The sequence below is a fragment of the Pseudohalioglobus sediminis genome (genome assembly GCF_008370495.1).
Lineage (GTDB): Bacteria > Pseudomonadota > Gammaproteobacteria > Pseudomonadales > Halieaceae > Halioglobus.
The window spans coordinates 85,844-104,221 of sequence record NZ_VTUX01000002.1; the positions used below are offsets into that span (position 1 = coordinate 85,844).

At 61.5% G+C, this 18,378-nt stretch carries 16 protein-coding genes; 6 read left to right on the forward strand and 10 right to left on the reverse strand.

The annotated features are described in order from the left end of the window. Positions 1 to 32: 32 nt before the first annotated feature. The gene (locus F0M18_RS04400; protein ID WP_149610201.1) at positions 33 to 1,055 is read right to left on the reverse strand and encodes a TIGR03617 family F420-dependent LLM class oxidoreductase; all 1,023 of its coding nucleotides are present in this window, start codon (positions 1,053 to 1,055) and stop codon (positions 33 to 35) included. A 67-nt stretch (positions 1,056 to 1,122) separates the two neighbouring features. Between F0M18_RS04400 and F0M18_RS04405 the strand changes: the two genes are divergently transcribed. From F0M18_RS04405 to F0M18_RS04415, 3 genes are read left to right on the forward strand one after another with little or no spacing between them, the layout of a single operon-like run. Next, positions 1,123 to 1,575: a MarR family winged helix-turn-helix transcriptional regulator gene (locus F0M18_RS04405; RefSeq protein WP_149610202.1), complete on the forward strand. Its 453-nt coding sequence runs from the start codon at positions 1,123 to 1,125 to the stop codon at positions 1,573 to 1,575. Then, on the forward strand, positions 1,572 to 2,411 hold the full coding sequence (locus tag F0M18_RS04410; RefSeq protein WP_149610203.1) for an SDR family oxidoreductase: 840 nt from the start codon (positions 1,572 to 1,574) through the stop codon (positions 2,409 to 2,411). Before F0M18_RS04405 ends, F0M18_RS04410 begins: the two co-directional genes overlap by 4 nt. A gap of 1 nt (position 2,412) precedes the next feature. Continuing rightward, positions 2,413 to 3,180 carry an enoyl-CoA hydratase gene (locus F0M18_RS04415; RefSeq protein WP_149610204.1) on the forward strand — a complete coding sequence of 256 codons (768 nt, stop codon included), beginning with the start codon at positions 2,413 to 2,415 and terminating at the stop codon, positions 3,178 to 3,180. 5 nt (positions 3,181 to 3,185) lie between these two features. Here F0M18_RS04415 and F0M18_RS04420 read toward each other — a convergent pair whose 3' ends face one another. The 4 genes from F0M18_RS04420 to F0M18_RS04435 all read right to left on the reverse strand — a co-directional run bounded on the left by F0M18_RS04420 (position 3,186) and on the right by F0M18_RS04435 (position 9,810). Further along, entirely contained in the window at positions 3,186 to 3,809 is a 624-nt protein-coding gene (locus F0M18_RS04420) for a DsbA family protein (protein WP_149610205.1), read from the reverse strand. Between the two features lie 2 nt (positions 3,810 to 3,811). Then, positions 3,812 to 4,567, reverse strand: coding sequence for an SDR family NAD(P)-dependent oxidoreductase (locus F0M18_RS04425; RefSeq protein WP_149610206.1), 756 nt, complete (start codon positions 4,565 to 4,567; stop codon positions 3,812 to 3,814). 1,256 nt (positions 4,568 to 5,823) lie between these two features. After that, the gene (locus tag F0M18_RS04430; RefSeq protein WP_149610207.1) at positions 5,824 to 7,923 is read right to left on the reverse strand and encodes a PQQ-dependent dehydrogenase, methanol/ethanol family; all 2,100 of its coding nucleotides are present in this window, start codon (positions 7,921 to 7,923) and stop codon (positions 5,824 to 5,826) included. Between the two features lie 159 nt (positions 7,924 to 8,082). After that, positions 8,083 to 9,810: an IlvD/Edd family dehydratase gene (locus F0M18_RS04435; protein WP_149610208.1), complete on the reverse strand. Its 1,728-nt coding sequence runs from the start codon at positions 9,808 to 9,810 to the stop codon at positions 8,083 to 8,085. A gap of 163 nt (positions 9,811 to 9,973) precedes the next feature. Here F0M18_RS04435 and F0M18_RS04440 point away from each other — a divergent pair, with 163 nt between their 5' ends. Then, positions 9,974 to 10,690: a Crp/Fnr family transcriptional regulator gene (locus F0M18_RS04440; protein ID WP_188109593.1), complete on the forward strand. Its 717-nt coding sequence runs from the start codon at positions 9,974 to 9,976 to the stop codon at positions 10,688 to 10,690. Between the two features lie 10 nt (positions 10,691 to 10,700). On the opposite strand, the gene F0M18_RS04445 is transcribed toward F0M18_RS04440, so the two are convergent. Both F0M18_RS04445 and F0M18_RS04450 read right to left on the reverse strand, forming a co-directional pair. Next, a complete protein-coding gene (locus F0M18_RS04445; protein ID WP_149610210.1) occupies positions 10,701 to 11,630 on the reverse strand; it encodes a 2-hydroxyacid dehydrogenase in 930 nt (309 codons plus the stop codon). 42 nt (positions 11,631 to 11,672) lie between these two features. Further along, positions 11,673 to 12,446, reverse strand: a complete 774-nt coding sequence (locus tag F0M18_RS04450; protein WP_262500820.1) for an SDR family NAD(P)-dependent oxidoreductase — start codon at positions 12,444 to 12,446, stop codon at positions 11,673 to 11,675. Between the two features lie 266 nt (positions 12,447 to 12,712). Here F0M18_RS04450 and F0M18_RS04455 point away from each other — a divergent pair, with 266 nt between their 5' ends. Then, positions 12,713 to 13,993 (forward strand): MFS transporter, encoded by a 1,281-nt coding sequence (locus F0M18_RS04455; protein WP_149610211.1) that lies wholly within the window; start codon positions 12,713 to 12,715, stop codon positions 13,991 to 13,993. A gap of 36 nt (positions 13,994 to 14,029) precedes the next feature. Here F0M18_RS04455 and F0M18_RS04460 read toward each other — a convergent pair whose 3' ends face one another. Genes F0M18_RS04460 through F0M18_RS04470 form a run of 3 tightly spaced genes read right to left on the reverse strand, consistent with a single transcriptional unit; the run spans position 14,030 to position 16,680 of the window. Beyond that, the gene (locus F0M18_RS04460; RefSeq protein WP_149610212.1) at positions 14,030 to 15,007 is read right to left on the reverse strand and encodes an LLM class flavin-dependent oxidoreductase; all 978 of its coding nucleotides are present in this window, start codon (positions 15,005 to 15,007) and stop codon (positions 14,030 to 14,032) included. 16 nt (positions 15,008 to 15,023) lie between these two features. Then, positions 15,024 to 15,482, reverse strand: coding sequence for a nuclear transport factor 2 family protein (locus tag F0M18_RS04465; RefSeq protein WP_149610213.1), 459 nt, complete (start codon positions 15,480 to 15,482; stop codon positions 15,024 to 15,026). Positions 15,483 to 15,507: 25 nt separating this feature from the next. Next, positions 15,508 to 16,680 carry an acyl-CoA dehydrogenase family protein gene (locus tag F0M18_RS04470; protein WP_149610214.1) on the reverse strand — a complete coding sequence of 391 codons (1,173 nt, stop codon included), beginning with the start codon at positions 16,678 to 16,680 and terminating at the stop codon, positions 15,508 to 15,510. A gap of 208 nt (positions 16,681 to 16,888) precedes the next feature. On the opposite strand from F0M18_RS04470, the gene F0M18_RS04475 reads away from it, so the two are divergent. Then, positions 16,889 to 18,361, forward strand: a complete 1,473-nt coding sequence (locus F0M18_RS04475; protein ID WP_149610215.1) for an acyl-CoA carboxylase subunit beta — start codon at positions 16,889 to 16,891, stop codon at positions 18,359 to 18,361. Positions 18,362 to 18,378 lie beyond the last annotated feature (17 nt).

Here is an 18,378-nt window from a genome sequence, read left to right on the forward strand (position 1 = left end):
CACATTGGGCTCCCGTGGCATTCCTGTCGGGTTTATGCCTTCAGCCTGGCGATCGCCGCTGCGGCCAACGCGTCATCGGCAGGGTTTTCTGGCATGGGAAAGGTAATGCGCCGGCTAAGGTCGCCGTAGCGAGCGCGATAGATATCCACGATGTCGTCGTAGTCGCCTCTCGGTACAAACTTTTCCAACATGTCGTCGGTGATAATGGTGGGCATATCCTGCCAGTTGCCGGAGCGGGTCATGTCCAGCAACTGCTGACCCTTGTCCTGCCAGCCGAACAGTTCCAGGCTGGGCCAGTAGGCTGGCGTAGAGTACAGAAAACCCAGCAGGTTGCGCTGCTTCTCCCTCTCCGCGGCGACAGTGGCCTCGTCCTTGCCAGTAGCCGTCAGCGGGCCCAGAACCAGCTTGAAGTCATCGCCGGATCTGCCCGCCTTGTCAAAGCCGGCCTGCAGACGGGGCAGGCATACTTCCCTGATGTACTCCGGGGGCGTGTTGGTGGGATGGGTGATCATGCCGTCCGCAATGCGCCCCACCATGCGGGTCATGGCCGGGCCAACGGCGCCACAGAGAACAGGGATATGCGGGTGGTCAATAGGACCCGGGTTAAAGAAGGGCTGCAGGCGGGTGAGTTGGTAGTGCTCGCCCTCAAAATTGAGGCGCTCACCGGTCTGGAAACTGTGGAAAATCGCCTTGATGGCCTGCACGTACTCCCGCATCTGCGGTACTGGTGAATCCCATCGCGCGGAATAGCGCTGCTCGATATTCTGCTTGATCTGCGTGCCCAGCCCCAGCTCAAAGCGCCCGCCGGACATCTTCTGCAGGTCCCAGCTGGCGATGGCAGTGACCATCGGACTGCGAGGAAAGGCGAGCAGCACCCCTGTGCCCACAATCAATTTCTGCGTGGAAGCCAGGGCCATGGTGGCGAGCAACAGGCCGTCGTGGATCGCATCGGGCACCTGCAGGCCATCGAAGCCCATGGCCTCGGCGCGGGCCGCGTGGGCACCGATTTCTCCTGGCCCCATGGTTTCGGGTGTGGCGGCGAATACCTGGAACATGTCTTGCCTCTTTGACTATTAAACAGATAAGCTTATTATAAGTTAAGCTTATTAATTGGGGAATGCAATGCCAAGTGTAGAAAAGCATGAGATCGGCCAGGTGCTGATGCTGGCCTTGCAGGACTTCCAGCGGCGGCTTGACCGGGACCTGGAAAAGGCCGGCTTTCCCGGGATTCCGCAGCGCCACCGGGCGCTGTTTATGCACCTGGATAGCCACGGCGCGAGCCGCAGTGTGGAGCTGGCAGAGGCTGCGGGTATCCGCCCGCAATCGATGATGAAGATTGTGCATGAGCTCGAGGGGCTGGGACTGATCTGTCGCAGAACCGACCCGGAGGATTCACGCGCCAAGCTGATTGAGTTTACCGGGGAAGGGCAGCGCTTGATCGAACAGCTGACGCAATCCACCGAGCGGGTCTGGGCACAGTATGCCGGGCTGCTTGGCGAAAAAAAATTGGGGCAACTTATGAACTCGCTTAACGCCATGCTGATGCTGAGCCAACAGGAGAGGGCAGGACAATGAGCAAAAAAGTCGCATTTATTACCGGCGCCAGCCGGGGCATCGGTGCGGAAGCGGCGGTCGCATTGGCCCGGCGGGGTTATCGCGTGGCCATTACCGCGCGCACCCTGGCAGAGGGCGAGAAACATGACCATGTGGGCAGTGATGCGCCCCTGCCCGGCAGCCTGGAAGCCACGGCCGCCGCAGTGGAGGCGGCTGGTGGCGAAGCCTTATGCCTCAAGGCCGACATCCTTGATGAGCAAAGCATGGTTGACGCGGCACTGGCCGCGCTGGCCCGCTTTGGTCGCGTCGACCTGTTGTTCAATAACGCCGTCTACCAGGGGCAGGGGAATCAGGAATCAGTGCTGGATGTCACCCGGCAACAGCTTGACTGCATCTACCAGGGTAATGTTTTCACCCCACTGGCGCTGGTGCGCACCCTGTTGCCCGGCATGCTGGAGCGGGGCGAAGGTACGCTGCTGAATATGGTGTCCTACACCGCGTTCAACAACCCGCCGGCGCCGGCGGACAGGGGTGGCTGGGGCTTCGCCTACCCGTCTTCCAAGGCCGCCTTTGCCCGCATGGCGGGAGCGCTGCGTGTTGAACACGCCGGCAGCGGTGTGCGCATTTTCAATATCGAACCCGGCACCGTTGTCACGGAAGTAATGAAGGCTGTCGGGATGACGGAGGAAGTGATGGCCCGTTTCAAACCCTGCACGCCACAGGCGATCGCGGCAGTAGTGGCCTGGCTTGCGGAGAACGAACCACTCGCCGAGTGGCAACCGGAAGAGACGCTGGCTGCCCCCGCCATTGCAAAACAACTGGACCTGCTGCGGGTCCCATCACTGTTGGGAGACTGAAGTGAACAAGGTATTACTGGAAAAACACGAAGGCTATGCGATTGTCACGCTCAATCGCCCGGACGAAATGAATGCCCTGTCACGGGAGTTACGTGCGGACTTCGTCGAGGCATTCACCGAGTGTGCAAGCGACGAAGCGGTTCGCGTGGTTATTCTCACTGGCAAGGGCAGGGCGTTCTGCGCCGGCTTCGACCTCAAGGAGCTCGCCAGCAGTGACACCGACGCAGCGGAAGAGGCAGACAACACGATTGCCCGGGCAATGGAGGCTTTCACCGGGCCAATTATCGGCGCGGTCAACGGCCATGCCATTACCGGCGGCTTCGAGATGGCCCTGGCCTGTGATGTGCTGATTGCCTCGGAGCAGGCGCGCTTTGCCGATACCCATGCCCGCGTGGGCATGCTCCCCGGATGGGGGCTCAGTCAAAAACTGCCGCGGCTGATAGGCATGTCGCGCGCCAAGGAGATTTCCTTCACCGGATCACCCGTATTTGCCAGGCAGGCCTACGAATGGGGCCTGGTCAATCACGTCGTCCCCGCCGAGGAACTTATGCCGCGGGCGATCGCCATGGCAGAAGAAATGTGTCGCTGCGTGCCGCAGATACTCGCCCAGTACAAGCCGCTGATAGACGAGGGTTTCTGCAAGCCCTACGACGAGGCGCTGCGCTGGGAGGAAGCGAAAGCCATTGAGTCAGCCCGGCAGGCGATGGCGCATATGATTGCCCAGCGCCGGGAGAGCGTGGTCGCGCAGGGGCGCAGTGAGAAGGAGTAGGGGGTTCACACTGGCAGCCGTGCCGCTATGGCAGCAAGCGTGGGTCGATAGTCCAGGTAATCGATGGGCACGGAAGAATGTGTTCCAGCGTGAGCGAGAACCAGTGACGGAAAGCTGTAGACACCGAGGCGCTTACGCAGTGCAAACTCGTTTTCAAGTTCGGATTGAATGGCAGGGCTGTCCAGGTCTTGTGCAAACTGTTGTTTGTTGGGGCCTGTTTCCCGGGCAAGCTTGATCAGGGTCGAGGAGTCAGACGGGTTCATAGCCCGCAGGTAATAGGCCTTCTGGACGGCGTCGATCATGGCCTGTTCAGCACCCTGGAGACGGGCGGCCAGTACAGCCCGGCAAGCCGGATAGGTGGAGCGGCGCGGCTGGCACAGCCGCCAGAAATCAAAGTTGAATTCAGCCCCGGTTTTCGCCTGCACATCCCGCCAGTACCCGGCGATGGTTTCCTGCTGTGCTATCGGCATGGGTTCATCGGTGTCGGGCGCGAGCCCGCCCACCACACTGACTACGCTCACATCAGCGGGCAGAAAGGCGCACAAGGTATCCCAGGTGCGGCGGTAGCCCCAGCACCAGCTGCACATCGGGTCGTGGACGTAATACAGCGTGGCAGCGGAGGCGGGCATGGCTAGTGGGCGCCGCCATCGATGCGCAGGTTCTGCCCGTTGATAAAGTCCGCCCGCGGACTGCACAGGAAAGTCACCAGGTCGGCGACTTCCTGCCGTTCCGCAATGCGCCCGCAGGGATTGGGGAAGTCTCTTTCCACAATGAGTTTGACGACCTCGTCCCAGTCTTCGCTCCGGCCCAGTTTTCTGGCGAGCCTGCGATATCCCGCTTCGACCTGCTCCGTGCGCACAAAGCCCGGGGACACGGTATTTACCGTGATGCCTGTGCCCGCCAGTTCGCGCGCCAGGCTGACTGCCATCGTGGCCAGGGCGCCCTTGGCTGAATAATACGCCGGGCGCAGTGCCGCGGGCTGGAAAGTGCCGACGGTACCGAGATTGATAATCCTGCCCCAGTTCCTGGCCTTCATGGCGGCTATACAGCCCTGTGACATGCGTACCGCTGACAGCACATTCACCTGGTACATCTCGAGCCACTTGGCAGTGTCTGCTTCCTGCCAGCGATGGTTATCAGTTGTGCCGTAGTTGTTCACCAGGATATCAATGCCCAGGCCCATCGCAGCGACTTGCTCAAGCACCCGTTCGCATCCGGCCTCGCTGGTGACGTCACCCTCTACGGCCAGCGGCCGGGCAGGGCATACGTCGTTACCGTGGAAGATTACGCTCGCGCCCTCGGCCGCCAGCGCCTCGGCGATGGTCTCACCGGTGCGTTTGTCACTTCCCGTTACCAGGGCCGTCTTGCCCTGAAGTTGTAAATCCATGCACTGCGCTCCTGAGTTGCATGCGCATTGTGCCCAAAAGACTTACCGCACGGAAACAATACGTCGGCCTTTGCCAGGCCCGGAACGCCGTGCCTGACGACGGTAAACGGAGTCATACCGAAACAGGCATCACGGGCGCCGTACAGCACACGATAAGGCGCCCCGGAGAGCTACGTCCGATGAGCACGACAGCATCGCTGTATTTGCTTACCCAGAGCGCCTCACAGAAATGGCGCCTGCAGATGGAGCAGCGGGGGCACGATGCGGTGCGGGGCAAGCAGCCACCTGTGGATAGATACCGGGGTAAACACTCAATTTAACATAATATATATTATGCGCACATGTGGATAAGTATCCGGTGGGGCCTATATTGGCCCTGAAACGGCCATTACAGGCCCCGATACCCGCTCCAGGCCAGTTTTGGGCGGTTTATCAGGGCTCTTACCGACATACGTTTTGTGTTCTACCGACACCGGCTGAAACTCTCGTGTTGTCAGCGCCCGCCGCGCCGTAAAGTTGATGCACTGCGGTTTGCACGGCCATGACTGTCGTCGCGTGTTGATCTGGCGCCTGCCGCGCGCGGGATCAGGAAATGCATCGCTGCGCTGCTGCTGCGTGAACGCGCACCACAGGCGTGCTTGTACTGCGCTGGTTCTGTTGCCCGCGTTGTACTTTCAGCTCTGACTATCCTGCTGTGGTCCTGACCGTGCGGCTGTCCTGGACAAGGGCTATGACTTCGGGGTTATTACAGGCAACTGCCTGGCACCATCAATATGCGTAAATATCCGTATTGCCCAGGCCGGGTCGTGTGCGCGTCCTGCCATCCCGTCGATCGTATAAACGCCTATAGCGGCGTTCGTACAAGACTTTGCGATCCCTGAGCCGGTTCAATCGCCCCCAGCGCTGAGCTCAAACAGGCTTTTGCCGGTGACCTTCCTTGCGGGCATATCACCTGGTGCCTGAACCTACGCTAAATAAAGGTATTATGTTAAATGAAGGGCTGGTCGCCTCTGCGTGAAACTAATTGCAAAGCTGTGCCCCCTGCACCTGCAGGACGAACCAGCCCGTTACTGAAGAGCTAGCCAGGTGATTTGGTGTGGCGAATAAGCAGGCAGCAGGCGCCTGAAGCGCAGCCCCTGTGTCGGTTTTCCATGCCGCTGCAGCATGTAGCGCTCAGGGCGCGCTGGCCACACCGCGATTATGCGGCCTTCGCCATAACGCCCCGCCCTGCTGCTGCCGGGCCGAGCACCCTGCCCCTACTGCCTGGCGCTGGCCGCCGCTTGCTGGCGCTGATACAGCTTGTTGGCTTCCGTCAGCACATACTGGCGTATGGCCTCCGACTGTTTCTCATCCAGGTATGGCGCAAAACTGATCATGCCGCGCGCGCTCAACACCCCTTCCAGTAGGATGTCCTGCCAGATATCGTGTACGGCTTTGCCTGAATAACGCAGGTCCGGGGTCAGGCCGCCGGTGCGCATGCTGTCGCCATGACAGTAGCTGCAATGTCGCTGGTACAGGACCTGGCCCTGGGTCACCGCGTCCGCACTCGCCGTGACTGGCTCCGGCTTCGGCATTGCCCGTTCCTGATCCGGAACAGGCGGCAGTGTGGCCTCCCCTCCCAGCTTGAATACCAGCACCCTGGACAGGTTAGGGATCTTACGCCCGTGGAACAGCGGGCCGGCCTCGGCCGCCGCGCCGCCGCCGAAGCCCGCAGCGACTGCCACGTACTGCACACCGTCAATGGCATAGCTTACCGGCGCGGCCATGACCATGGTCTGAGCATCAAATGACCAGAGCTCCTCACCTGTGCTGGCGTTATAGGCATTCAGTTGCCCGGTGGCGTTGCCACTGAACACCAGGTTGCCAGCCGTGCTGAGTACGCCGCCTCCACCCAGCAGGCCGACGTCGGTGGACCAGCGCGCCGACTGGGTCAGCGGGTCCCATGCCAGCAACTGCGAGGTATAGACCTGGGCCAGCACCTCTTCCAGGTTCGGGATGTCTTCTACCACATTGCCCATGCGGTCAAAGCCGGTGTTCCAGTAGCCCTGGCCAGGCTGGCGGTCGCGTTCGTTGGTCGCCTGCAGGAAGCGTATGGGGATCGTGAGTTGCGGGATATAGACCAGGCCCGTTCCCGGGTGGAAAGACATCGGGTGCCAATTGTGTGCGCCGGCGTTGCTGGGCAGGCTGACGTTCTTGCCGTCGAAAACCCGGGCGTTTGGCGTTTCAACTGGTCGCCCCGTTTTCATATCCACGCCGCTTGCCCAGGTCATGGCGGAGTAGGCCTCGGCCGAGAGCAGCTCACCACTGCTGCGGTCGAGTACGTAGAAAAACCCGTTCTTGGGCGCCTGCATAAGCACCTTGCGCAACTTGCCGTCCACTTCAAGGTCGGCGAGGATCATGTGCTGGGTGGCGGTATAGTCCCAGGTTTCGCCGGGCGTGGTCTGGTAGTGCCAAACGTACTCCCCGGTATCGGGTCGCAGGGCGACGATCGAGGTCAGGAACAGGTTGTCGCCGCCGCCGGGGCTGCGCAGGGACTGGTTCCAGGGCGAGCCATTTCCGACGCCGATGTACAGCAGGTCGAGTTCCGGATCGTAAACCATGGAATCCCAGACGGTGCCGCCACCGCCCCACTTCCACCATTCGCCGGTCCAGGTTTTCGCCGCCATCTCCAGTTCCGGCCTCTCGAAGCCGTCAGCGGGATTGCCGGGCACGGTGTAAAAGCGCCACGCCATTTTGCCGGTCTTGATGTCGTAGGCGCTGACGTAACCGCGCACACCCAGTTCGGCACCACCATTACCAATCACAACCTTGTCGCCGGCTATGCGCGGGGCACCCGTTATCGTATAGGGTTGTTCGCGGTCAGTGGTCTGCACGTCCCAGATGACTGCGCCATCTTTGGCATTGAGCGCCACCAGGCGACCGTCATAGGTGCCGACAAAGACCATGCCATCCGCATAGGCCACGCCGCGGTTGACGGCATCACAACAGCCCTTGGCCAGGAACGCGCGGTCCACCTCGGGGTTATAGAACCACTTCAGCTCACCGGACTTGGCATCCAGTGCATAAACCATGGACCAGCTGCCGGAGACATACAGGGTGCCGTCCACCATCAAAGGGGTGGCTTCAATGCCCCTGCGGGTATACATATTGAATGACCAGGCCAGGCCCAGCTGGTCGACGTTGTCAGTATCGACCTGCTGTAGCGTGGAATGCCGTTGTTCGCCCCAGTCGTTGCCATGCAGCCGCCACTCCGTATCCGGCGCGGGCGGCCACTTCTCCGCCGCCAATAGCGGCAAGCTGCTGCCAAACGCGGCCAGGAGTATGGCTATGGAGGTGTGTCTGAGGCTGATTCGCATTGCTGCTTTCTCCCTGGGCGCAGGCATCGCCGTCCATTGCGGCGGACCTGAGCCCGCGTTGCGTAATTATTATTACCGTGTGCTTTACCCGGGCATTCTATAACCCTATATCGCCCAAGGTACAGGAGCGCCTGCTTGCGGATATGCAAAGCGCATGCGCTACAGCTTGCCGTGCACCGGTGGTTCCGGCGTGGGTTCGCGACTTGCAAGCATGTCGAAGTCACAACCCAGGTGCGCCTGGTTGACGTGCTGCGAGAACAGTAAACCCCAGCCACGCTGGTAATGTGGCTCGGGCGCCTGCCAGGCCTTGCGGCGCTCGGCCAGGGTTGCTTCGTCAACGCAGAGGTTGATGGCGCGATTGGCCACGTCCAGCTCGATCTCATCGCCATCCTGCACCAGGGCCAGCGGGCCGCCGATCCATGCCTCCGGGCTGACATGCAGCAAGCAGGTGCCGAAGCTGGTGCCGCTCATGCGCGCGTCACTGATACGCACCACGTCGCGTATGCCCTGCTCCGCCAGCTTGCGCGGGATGGGGATCATGCCGTTCTCCGCCATCCCCGGCCCGCCCAGGGGACCGACGTTGCGCAGCACCAGTACGCTGTCTGCATCCACGTCCAGATCAGGATCGTGGATGCGCGCCGCCAGGTCATCCGCGTTTTCAAATACCAGGGCTCGCCCACGGTGCTGCAGCAGGGACTGTTCCGCTGCGCTGGGCTTGATCACACAGCCATTGGGGGCGAGGTTGCCTTTCAGTACCGCCAACGCTTCCCGCGCCACGGGTTTGTCCATGGAGCGGATAACATCGTGATCGACAATTTTTGCGCCGGCGATATTTTCTCCCAGGGTGGCGCCGGTCACGGTGGCGCAATCCAGGTCCAGCACCGAGGTCATCTGTGTGAGCATGGCCGGCAGGCCGCCGGCATCGGCGAATTCATGCATGATGTATTCCCCGGACGGTTGCACATTGGCCAGCACCGGCACCTGGCGCCCTATTTCATCGAAGTCTTCCAGGGTGAAATCAGTGCCTGCGCGACGGGCGATGGCGATAAGGTGAATAGCGGCATTGGTGGAGCCGCCCAGCGCTACACAAGCCCTGGCGGCATTGTGCACAGAGCCATCGCTGATAATGTCGCTGGGTTTGATATCGTCCCATACCATCTGCACGATGCGTCGACCCGCAGCGGCCCCCTGCTGGTGCCCTCGTGAGTCCATGGCCGGTACCGAGGAGGCGCCGGTCAACGACATGCCCAGTACCTCAGCCAGGGCTGTCATGGTGGATGCGGTACCCATGACATTGCAGGTGCCGGGTGAACTCCAGATTTTTTGCTCTATCGCCTCCCAGTCATCCATGGGCAGGCGCCCGGCGATGAGGTCAGGTGCCCAGCGGAATGGGCCCGTGCCGCTGCCGAAACGCTCGCCGCGAAAAGTCGCGCCCATGGTGAAACCCGCCGGGCAATAGATCGCCGGGATATCCATGCTGATCGCACCCATCAGCAGCCCGGGTGTGGTCTTGTCGCAGCCACCCAGCAGAATCGCGCCGTCGATAGGATGGCAGCGCAGTATTTCTTCCGTTTCCATGGCCAGGAAATTCCGGTACAGCATGGCGGAAGGTTTGACGTAGCCTTCACCCAGGGACATGGCCGGCAATTCCACCGGGAACCCGCCTGCCTGCCAGACACCGCGCTTCACCGCCTCGGCGCGATCACGCAAGTGGGCATGGCAGGGATTCATATCGCTCCACGTATTGACGATACCGATAACCGGCCGCCCCTGGAATTCCTCACGGCTGTAACCAGCCTGCAGTGCATGGCTGGTGTGCTCGGTTGAGCCGGGGCCCTCACCAAACCAGCGACGGCTGCGTAGTGTTTCCGGTGTTTTCCTGGCCATATATCTCTCCCTCTCCGCGTTGGCGACCAGGCCGTTTTCGACCCGGGATCATCTGGGGAGATTAGATCATGCCACAACGATGGATACCGTCACCATTGCGACAATTCGGCAGGGGCTGACACCAGCATTGTGCAAGCGCTGCCGCCTGTGCTATCAAGTGAGCATGAAAGCCATTCCACACCTCCACGACTTCATCAGCGAACTGCCTGCAGCTATTCAGGCGGAGATCGAGCACCTCAGTACGCAACGACAGCTGGCCAGGGGTGAGGCGGCCTACCGCAAGGGGGATTTGCCCAACGAACTGTTTCGAATCGTCGAGGGCGCGATCAAGCTGTGCAATTTTTCCCTGGATGGAGCGGAGATCATATCCGGCGAGTTTCAGCCCGGCGACTGCTTTGGCGAGATGGGCGTCATCGACGGCATGCCCCGGGTCAGTCACGCCATTGCCAGCAAGGATACCCGGCTTCGCGTCCTGACCAGGGCCCGGTTCGAGGACCTGTGCCAGCGCTACCCCGAGATCAACCGCCAACTCAACCTGGTGCTTTGCCGGCGCGTGCGCTTCCTGTATTCACTCAACGATGAATTGCTGGGGCTGAAGTTGAAGATCAGGCTGGCTCGCGTCCTGCACCGGCTGGCCTATAGCCACGGCAAGCACAACGAACTGGGTGAGACCTTTGTCGAAACCTCACATGAGGAGCTCAGCAATATGCTGGGAGCCTCACGCCAAAGCGTCAGCAAGGAGCTCAAGTTACTGGAGCGCGAGGGCGATGTGGAGCTGCGCTACGGCAAGGTCTATTTTCATGACCTGGCCGCACTGGGTGAAAAATACGAGACCGCACTGGGCATGGAGCAATTCGCCCCACTCTACCCCAACAAATAGCGCAGCGGCCTCAGGTGCAGCTATCCAGCGGGCTGCCGGTTTCAAGGAAGCGCTCGATGTTGGCATAGGCGCGCATGGCCATATCGGTTCGACACTCCGCCGTGGCACTGCCGATATGCGGCAGCAGGGTTACGTTGTCGAAGTCAAACAGGGCCTCTGTTACCCGGGGCTCGAACTCAAATACGTCCAGCCCCGCGCCACCAAGATGCCCCTGCGCCAGGCTGGAAACCAGTGCCGCCTCGTCCACCAGTGCTCCGCGTCCGGTATTGATCAGCACGGCACCGGGTTTCATGGCGGCAAGTGTGCTGGCATTGAGCAAATGCCGGGTATGCGACGTCAACGGGCAGTTGAGGCTCACCACGTCAGCCTGGGTGAGCATGTCTTCCAGCACCTCACAGTAAGTGGCATCCAGCGCGCTGTCCGCTTCCGGCTTACGCCTGGGGCCGTGGTAGAGCACGGTCATATTGAAAGCGCGGGCTCGCCTCGCCAGTGCCTGGCCGATGCCACCCATGCCGACAATACCAAGGGTTTTGCCGTGCACACGCGTGCCGAGCATACCCGCTCCCGCCCCCCAGTCACCGGCGCGCAAGGCACGCTCGCTGGCGCTGAGTTTTCGGCACGTGGCCAGTAACAGCGCCATGGCCAGGTCCGCGGTATCTTCCGTTACCACCGGTGTGTTACTGACCGCGATACCGCGTGCAGATGCGGCCGGGAGATCAATATTGTCGATACCGGTGGCGATGTTGGCTATCAAGCCGAGTTCAGGCGGAAACCGCTCGATGAGTTCAGCCGGCACCGAATCGACGCCGGCGGCGAGGTAGATGCGCGCGCCGGCCAGGTCGGCAGGCCCTACCCGCACTTCGCCAAGCTGCTCCAGCGCGGCGGTAAACATATCTGGTAACGGCCGTGACAAGACGATCACCGGTCTGGATTGTGGCATCTTCTTCTCCCCAGGTTGCAGTGTTACTCGCCGCGCTGCCTGTCAGGCAACCGGCGGTTCCCAGTTTACCCCGTTAAGGTGGCTGCCACCGTCTGCGAACAGCGTGTTGCCGGTGAGGTATTGCGCGGCATCAGAGGCCAGGAATACGGCGACACCGCCGATATCATCAACCGGGTCACCCATACGTCCCATGGGGTTCTGCTGCAGTACCAGACTGGCGTTTTCCGGGGAGTGCTTCACGAAAAGATCATAGGCAGGCGTGCGCGCAGCCGGGCACAGGATATTGACGCAGATCCCGTACCGCGCCCACTCCCGCGCAGCAGTGCGCGACAGCGCTCGCAGGGCCTCCTTGGCGGCATTGTATTCGGCGGTGTAGGGATGGGCATTGACGCCATTGAGCGACGCCAGGTTAATAATCCTGCCCCAGCCGTTGTCGCGCATCGCCGGGAAGGCTGCCTGCATGGCCCACCAGGGCGCCATGAACCCACCCTCGAGGGCCCTGTTGAAGTCACTGTCAGTGCGGTTTTCCAGGCGTGCGGGCGGTGTTCCCGAGGGGTAGGCATTGTTCACCAGTATATCCAGCCGGCCGTGGGCAGCCAGCGTATCTGCCACGGCGTGCTCCACCTGTTCACGTTGACGGACATCGGTCTGAACAAACCGCGAGCCCGGCAGCGCCTCTGCGCACCGCTGGCCGCTCTCCGCATCGAACTCGGCAATCACCACGCTGGCACCTTCCCGATGCAGGCTGTGTGCAATCCCCTCGCCGACACCTTGCCCCGCTCCGGTCACCAGGGCGACTCTTCCTTGTAACGTCATGCCACGCTCCATCTGCATCGTGCCTATTGGTCTGGCGATGCTAACAGCTGTTGTAGGTGTTCGCGAACTCCGTCCGGGGGGACCCGCAAAGACAAGCGCAGCGATACAAAAATTTGGCTCGATAGGCTCTTGTTATCACTTTATGAAGACCACACTATAGGCGCGCCGCGCCAAAATCATGCGGCCAATTTACCGACTTGTCAGGAACACCCCGGGGGCTCGCCAGGGGCACGCCGGTTTTAACCAAAAGGAGACGCTGGGTCTCGATGAAAGTATTGCTAACCGTCACTTCATTACTCCTGTCCACGGCCTTGCTGCTCGTTGGCCACGGCCTGCAGTTGACCTTGCTCCCTCTGCGTGCGTCTTTCACGGGCATGTCAGAGTTCATAATCGGTTTGAGTGCGTCCAGCTACTTCCTCGGTTTCATCGCCGGCTGCCTGCTGATCCCGCTGATCATTCGCCGTGTCGGGCATATTCGTGGCTTCGCTGTGCTGACCGCCATTATGATCTGCAGCCTGTTGTCGCTGGAAATGCTCGACTACTGGCCGGCGTGGCTGGTACTGCGCTTCCTCACCGGTGTCGCCATCAGCGGTCTGTATACGGTCATCGAAAGCTGGCTGAACAGCCAGGCCACGCCGGAATCCAGGGGTCGCATACTCTCCACGTACACCTTCATTACGCTGGTGGCGATGCTGGCCGGCCAGTTCCTGATCAACGTCGGCCCTGTAGACAGCTCGGTGCCCTTCAGCCTGGCTACACTGTTCCTGGCCCTGGCGATTCTACCGGTGGGCATGACGCGCCGTATGGCACCGCAGCCCGTGGAGACCACGCAGATTCGTTTTACCCTGCTGTACAAGCGCTCTCGCTCAGCGTTTGCGGGCGCGCTGCTCTCGGGGCTGGTGGCAGGCAGTTTCTGGTCCCTGGGGGCAGTGTTCGCAAAGTCTTACAGCGTCACGGCGATGGAGATTACCTGGTTCATGAGCGCGGCCATTGGCGGTGGCGCACTGTTGCAGTATCCGATCGGTATGCTGTCTGACAAGATCGACCGGCGCCTGGTGCTGGCATTGTTGTGTATAGGGGGCGCGCTCACTTCCGCAGCGGTGGCCTGGAGCATCGGCCAGGCCTGGTACCTGGCCATGGTGTTCCTGTTTGGCGCCATGGTCCTGCCGATTTATGCCATTTCCCTGGCCACGGCTGCCGATGTATCGGCACCCGAGGAGTTTGTTGAAATTGGCACCTCCGTCCTGTTACTGAACGCCGTAGGCGCCGCGATTGCGCCGCTGCCCCTGGGGCAGTTAATGGCTGTAGCCGGCGCATCGGCCTTGTTCTGGTCGTTCGCCGCCATTTGCCTGCTCATGGGTTTCTTCCTGGCACTGCAGATGCGCCACCCGCGCACAATCAGCGTAGAGCAGCAGACGCCCTTTGAAGCCGCCGGCAACGACGGTGCCCCGGTCGGTTTCGAGCTGGACCCGAGGGGGAACGACGATCTTGAGCCGGCGCCTGCCGAGGACCTGGACGAGCTCGCGGATACTAACCGGGAGCGCTAGGCGCGTGACGCAAGGCGCAACAGATAAGTAGTGGGTTCACTGCAGTAACGGCAGCACCTTCTGCGCATAGAGCTCGAGGCTTTGCCAGGCGGCGTCCACAGGCACGCCGCCACACAGTGGCGCGAGATTGATTGAGCCTTTGCTGGCAATCACCGCCGCGGCTTCGTCCGGGCTGAGAATGGCGTATTTACCTTCCGCCCTGAGTTGCTGCAGGTCTTCTGCAGCGGACTCCGCATATGCCCTGCGGCTGGGATGCCGCCACTTTGCATAAGACATCGCATCATAGAGCAGGTAGGGCCCCAGTTCCGCCCAGGCTGCGTCAGGGTCCTCCGCAATCAGTGTCAGGCAGGGCTCGCGCGGGTAGATAATAAAGCCATTGTCGAAACCCTGTTGAGCACAGGCTTCGCGGTAGTAGTCACCGAGACTGGGGTCATCGATTGCCGGGGCAAAATACAGGCCGAACCTGGCTGCCCTGCGCGCTGCCGCGCGACTGTTGCCACCGACGAAGACGATATCCCGTGCCGGCCTCGCCAGCGCGGGGACCAGTTGGCATGGCGTACCGTGATGATCAAAGGCTTCGCCGGACAGTGCCTGCAGCAGCAAGGTTAGCTTGGCGTCAAAGATGCGACCGCGGCTGGCCCAGTCAACACCAAAGGTATCGTATTCGAGCTGTCGGTAGCCCAGCCCAAGGGTCAGGTTGAAGCGGCCCTCGCTGACGCTGTCCAGCGCCACGACGTCCTCGGCAACCCGCAGCGGGTCATGTAACGGCAGTTGCAGTGCGCTCACGCTGATGGCAATGCGCCGGGTGCGCGCTGCGGCCGCCATGGCCAGGGCCAGCGGCGCGCTGAGAAAGCCGTCCGGGGTATTGTGATGCTCTGAGAAAGCGGCGACCGAGAGCCCCTGCTGGTCTGCCCACTCAATCATCTCCAGGCAGGCGCGCATGCGCTGCTGGGCGCTATCGGGGCAGAATGGCGCCTGCCGCAGGTCGAACTGCAGTATGGCTAGCGGGGGCATATTGCGGCCGCTGCCATCAGCCGCCTTTGCCCTGGGCGTCCCGCGCCTTCAGCCAGCGCGCCACCATGCCACCCATGCGCTGTCTATCGTAAGCATCCTCTTCATAGCTGAACAGACCGTTGCCGGCGTAGTGGAGGATGGTGATATTGGGCTCCTCATAGATCTCTCCATCGCCGAGATCCTCCATACGATTGAGTACCTCGCAGATAATCCAGCCTTTATCCTCGTCGATGCTGTACCAGCGAATGGGGAATGCGGTCATGCTGCTTGCCGGGAATGCGCCCATCGTCTTGCTGATCCACTGGTAAATATTCTCCCGACCCCAGAAACGCCCATACTGGTGTTCAAAGTACGTGGCGTCCAGTGTGAACCGGTCTGCCCAGTCCCGCCAGTCGCCCTCCTGAGCACCTTTCAAAGCCGCTTGCTGGTAGTCATCAAACGCCTGCTCGAGTTCTGCCCTGCTCCACCTTCCCATTCTATTCCCCTGTCGTTGCCGTCAGTTACAACTGGTATTGCCGCGTGGCCAGGTCACGCATGATTTCCTCGGAGCCGCCGCCAATGGCGTTGACCCGCACCTCGCGGTAAATCCGTTCCACCTTGTTACCGCGGATATATCCGATACCGCCCAGAATCTGCATCGCTTCCCTGGCACAGAACTCCATGGTCTGGCTACACTGTACCTTGAGCAATGCGATATCACCGAAGTTGGCCCGGTTTTCAATCATCGCCAGGCTCAAGTGCTGGATGCACGCCTGGCAGGCGTTGATCCGCTGCTTCATGTCGGCGATCTTGTGGCGAATCACCTGGTGATCGGCGAGGCGCTGGCCAAAGGTCTGCCTGTCACGCGCCCAGTTCACCGCCTCCTCGAGGCAGACCCTGGCGCTGGCTTCCATCATGACGCACATCGCCATGCGCTCGGCGTTGAAATTGTTGGCGATTACCAGGAACCCGTGACCCTCCTCTGCCAGCAAGTTATCCGCCGGAACCCGCACAGAGTCGAAATGGATCGTTGCCGTATCGCTACACCACCACCCCTGCTTTTTATCCAGCGGCGTGCGACTGACACCTTCTGCAGCGGCGGGAATCACCAGCACCGATACGCCGGCGGCGCCATCACCACCGGTTCTCACGCCCGTGGTGAACCAGTCCGCGCCCATGCCGCCGGAGATAAAGGTTTTACTGCCGCTCACGACGTAGCTGTCACCGTCGCGCACAGCCCTGGTCTGCAGGTTGGCGACATCCGAGCCTCCAGATGGTTCGGTAATCGCCAGGGCGATACGTTTGTCCCCGGCCAGCACCGGTGGAATTACCTCCTGTTTCAGCGCCTCACTGCCAAATCCAAGCACCGGTGGCAGGCCGATACCATGGGAAAGCAGCGTGCTGGGCAGGCCACCAAGGCTGGTCCGGGCCAGTTCCTCGCTGAGAATGTTCTGGTGCCACAGATCGATACCTGCGCTGGTGCCGCCGTACGCTTCCGGGTAGCCGAGACCAAGCAAGCCGAACTCTGCCGCCCTGGGCCAGAGTGCATCGGGCACAAAACCCTGCTCATCCCATTCATCGACATGCGGCACGACCTCCCGCTCCAGGAATCGACGCAACTGTTCGCGCCACGCTTCATGAGTCTCGTTCAGGTGTGGGTTGTAAAGGCGGGCACTATCAAAGCTCAGCGACACAGGTTTCCTCTCGGGCGGGTTATTATCTCTTTTTCCGAGCGCCAACTATAACCGTGTCCAGCGCTGAGTTTAAGCGCTGCTGGTTTAACTAGTCACCGTTAGCAGGCGGGACGTGCCGTCTGATTATCGCTATATTCATTTTGACCGGGCGCGCGCAAGCTATGCAGCGCCGGCAGACAACAGGCACATTGAATACAGGGGGCAGCCCTTGAGCAGCCATCGACAACAATGGCAACAACTGCTGGAAGAACTTGCACAGCGCCAGGGGCTTGCGCAAGCCATGGGCGGTGCAGAGAAGCTCACCCGCCAGCGCAGCAAGGGGCGACTCAACGCTCGCGAGCGGGCGGCGCAGTTGTTCGACGCGGACAGTTTCAACGAGATCGGCGCCCTCGCCGGCGGCAACCACCCTGCCGGGCACCCGCCGCTCGCCGGTGATGGCGTCATCGGCGGTACCGGCCTGGTCGAAGGGCGCACCGTGGTCGCACTGCTGGAAGATTTTACCGTGATGGGCGGCTCCATCGGACATGCCAATGCCGCGAAACGCGCCCGCCTGGTGCGCCTGGCATCGGAGCAGCAACTGCCGCTGGTGATCGTGCTGGACGGTGCGGGAGAGCGCATGGGCAATGCCGCGGAGCGCTACCCCAATGCCCCCAACGATCTGCAACTGGTCGCCGACCTGCAGGGCAAGGTGCCGGTGGTGACCCTGGTACTGGGGTCCTCCGCCGGTCACGGAGCGCTCACCGGCATGTTCGCTGACCTCGTTATCATCAACCAGGGCGCCAGCCTGTTTACCGCCGGGCCGCCCCTGGTTGAGGCGGCACTGGGCATCAAGGTGACAGCGGAGGAGCTTGGCGGGGCGGTGATGCATACTTCGGAAAGCGGTGTCGCCCATAACCTGGTAAGCACGGAGGCGGAAGCCTTTGCCCAGGCGCGCCGCTTTCTGTCCATGCTGCCACTGCGTGCAGGCGAAGCACCGCCGCAATCCCGGGACAGCGTCGGCGCCGATGCGAACGACGTGGATGCGCTGCTCGATATCATACCGCCCGGCACGGACCGCGCCTACGACATACGTGAAGTGCTGGCAACCCTGGCGGACGCAGGCAGTGTTATGCCGTTACAACCCGATTACGGTCGCTCAATGGTCTGCGCGCTGTGCCGATTCGGTGGTGTGGCAGCCATGGTCATTGCCAACCAGCCCATGGTGTTCGCCGGAGCCATCACCTGTGAAGCGGCACAGAAAGCCACGCATTTTATCGACTTGGCGCATAACTTTGGCCTGCCCCTGGTGTCCCTGCTGGACAACCCCGGGGTCATGCCTGGACCCGAGGCTGAGCGCGCGGGTGTACTGCGCGCAGCGGGTCGCATGTTTGCCGCGCAGCGTCGCTACCGTGGCCGCAAGGTCGTGGTGACCTTGCGCAAGGCCTTTGGCTTCGGCTCGTCTGTCATGGGCATGAACCCGTGGGACAGGCAGGCAATAAGCCTCGCCCTGCCCTCGGTGAATCTCGGTGGCATACCGGCCCTCGGCGGTGCCCAGGCAGCGCGCAGCAGTGCCGAGGAATCGGCGCAGGTGCAGGCCAACCAGTCCGGCGCCTGGGTGCCGGCAGACGCGATGGCGTTTGACAAGGTTATCAATCCCGTTGCCCTGCGCCGTGAAATTATCGCGGCACTGCAACGCGACTGACGCCGGTTATTTACACG

What these genes read in the sequence shown, in the direction of transcription:
- F0M18_RS04400 (WP_149610201.1), bottom strand. Translation starts at nt 1,055, where the DNA reads ATGTTCCAGGTATTCGCCGCCACACCCGAAACCATGGGGCCAGGAGAA.
- F0M18_RS04405 (WP_149610202.1), top strand. Translation starts at nt 1,123, where the DNA reads ATGCCAAGTGTAGAAAAGCATGAGATCGGCCAGGTGCTGATGCTGGCC.
- F0M18_RS04410 (WP_149610203.1), top strand. Translation starts at nt 1,572, where the DNA reads ATGAGCAAAAAAGTCGCATTTATTACCGGCGCCAGCCGGGGCATCGGT.
- F0M18_RS04420 (WP_149610205.1), bottom strand. Translation starts at nt 3,809, where the DNA reads ATGCCCGCCTCCGCTGCCACGCTGTATTACGTCCACGACCCGATGTGC.
- F0M18_RS04425 (WP_149610206.1), bottom strand. Translation starts at nt 4,567, where the DNA reads ATGGATTTACAACTTCAGGGCAAGACGGCCCTGGTAACGGGAAGTGAC.
- F0M18_RS04430 (WP_149610207.1), bottom strand. Translation starts at nt 7,923, where the DNA reads ATGCGAATCAGCCTCAGACACACCTCCATAGCCATACTCCTGGCCGCG.
- F0M18_RS04435 (WP_149610208.1), bottom strand. Translation starts at nt 9,810, where the DNA reads ATGGCCAGGAAAACACCGGAAACACTACGCAGCCGTCGCTGGTTTGGT.
- F0M18_RS04440 (WP_188109593.1), top strand. Translation starts at nt 9,974, where the DNA reads ATGAAAGCCATTCCACACCTCCACGACTTCATCAGCGAACTGCCTGCA.
- F0M18_RS04445 (WP_149610210.1), bottom strand. Translation starts at nt 11,630, where the DNA reads ATGCCACAATCCAGACCGGTGATCGTCTTGTCACGGCCGTTACCAGAT.
- F0M18_RS04450 (WP_262500820.1), bottom strand. Translation starts at nt 12,446, where the DNA reads ATGACGTTACAAGGAAGAGTCGCCCTGGTGACCGGAGCGGGGCAAGGT.
- F0M18_RS04455 (WP_149610211.1), top strand. Translation starts at nt 12,713, where the DNA reads ATGAAAGTATTGCTAACCGTCACTTCATTACTCCTGTCCACGGCCTTG.
- F0M18_RS04460 (WP_149610212.1), bottom strand. Translation starts at nt 15,007, where the DNA reads ATGCCCCCGCTAGCCATACTGCAGTTCGACCTGCGGCAGGCGCCATTC.
- F0M18_RS04465 (WP_149610213.1), bottom strand. Translation starts at nt 15,482, where the DNA reads ATGGGAAGGTGGAGCAGGGCAGAACTCGAGCAGGCGTTTGATGACTAC.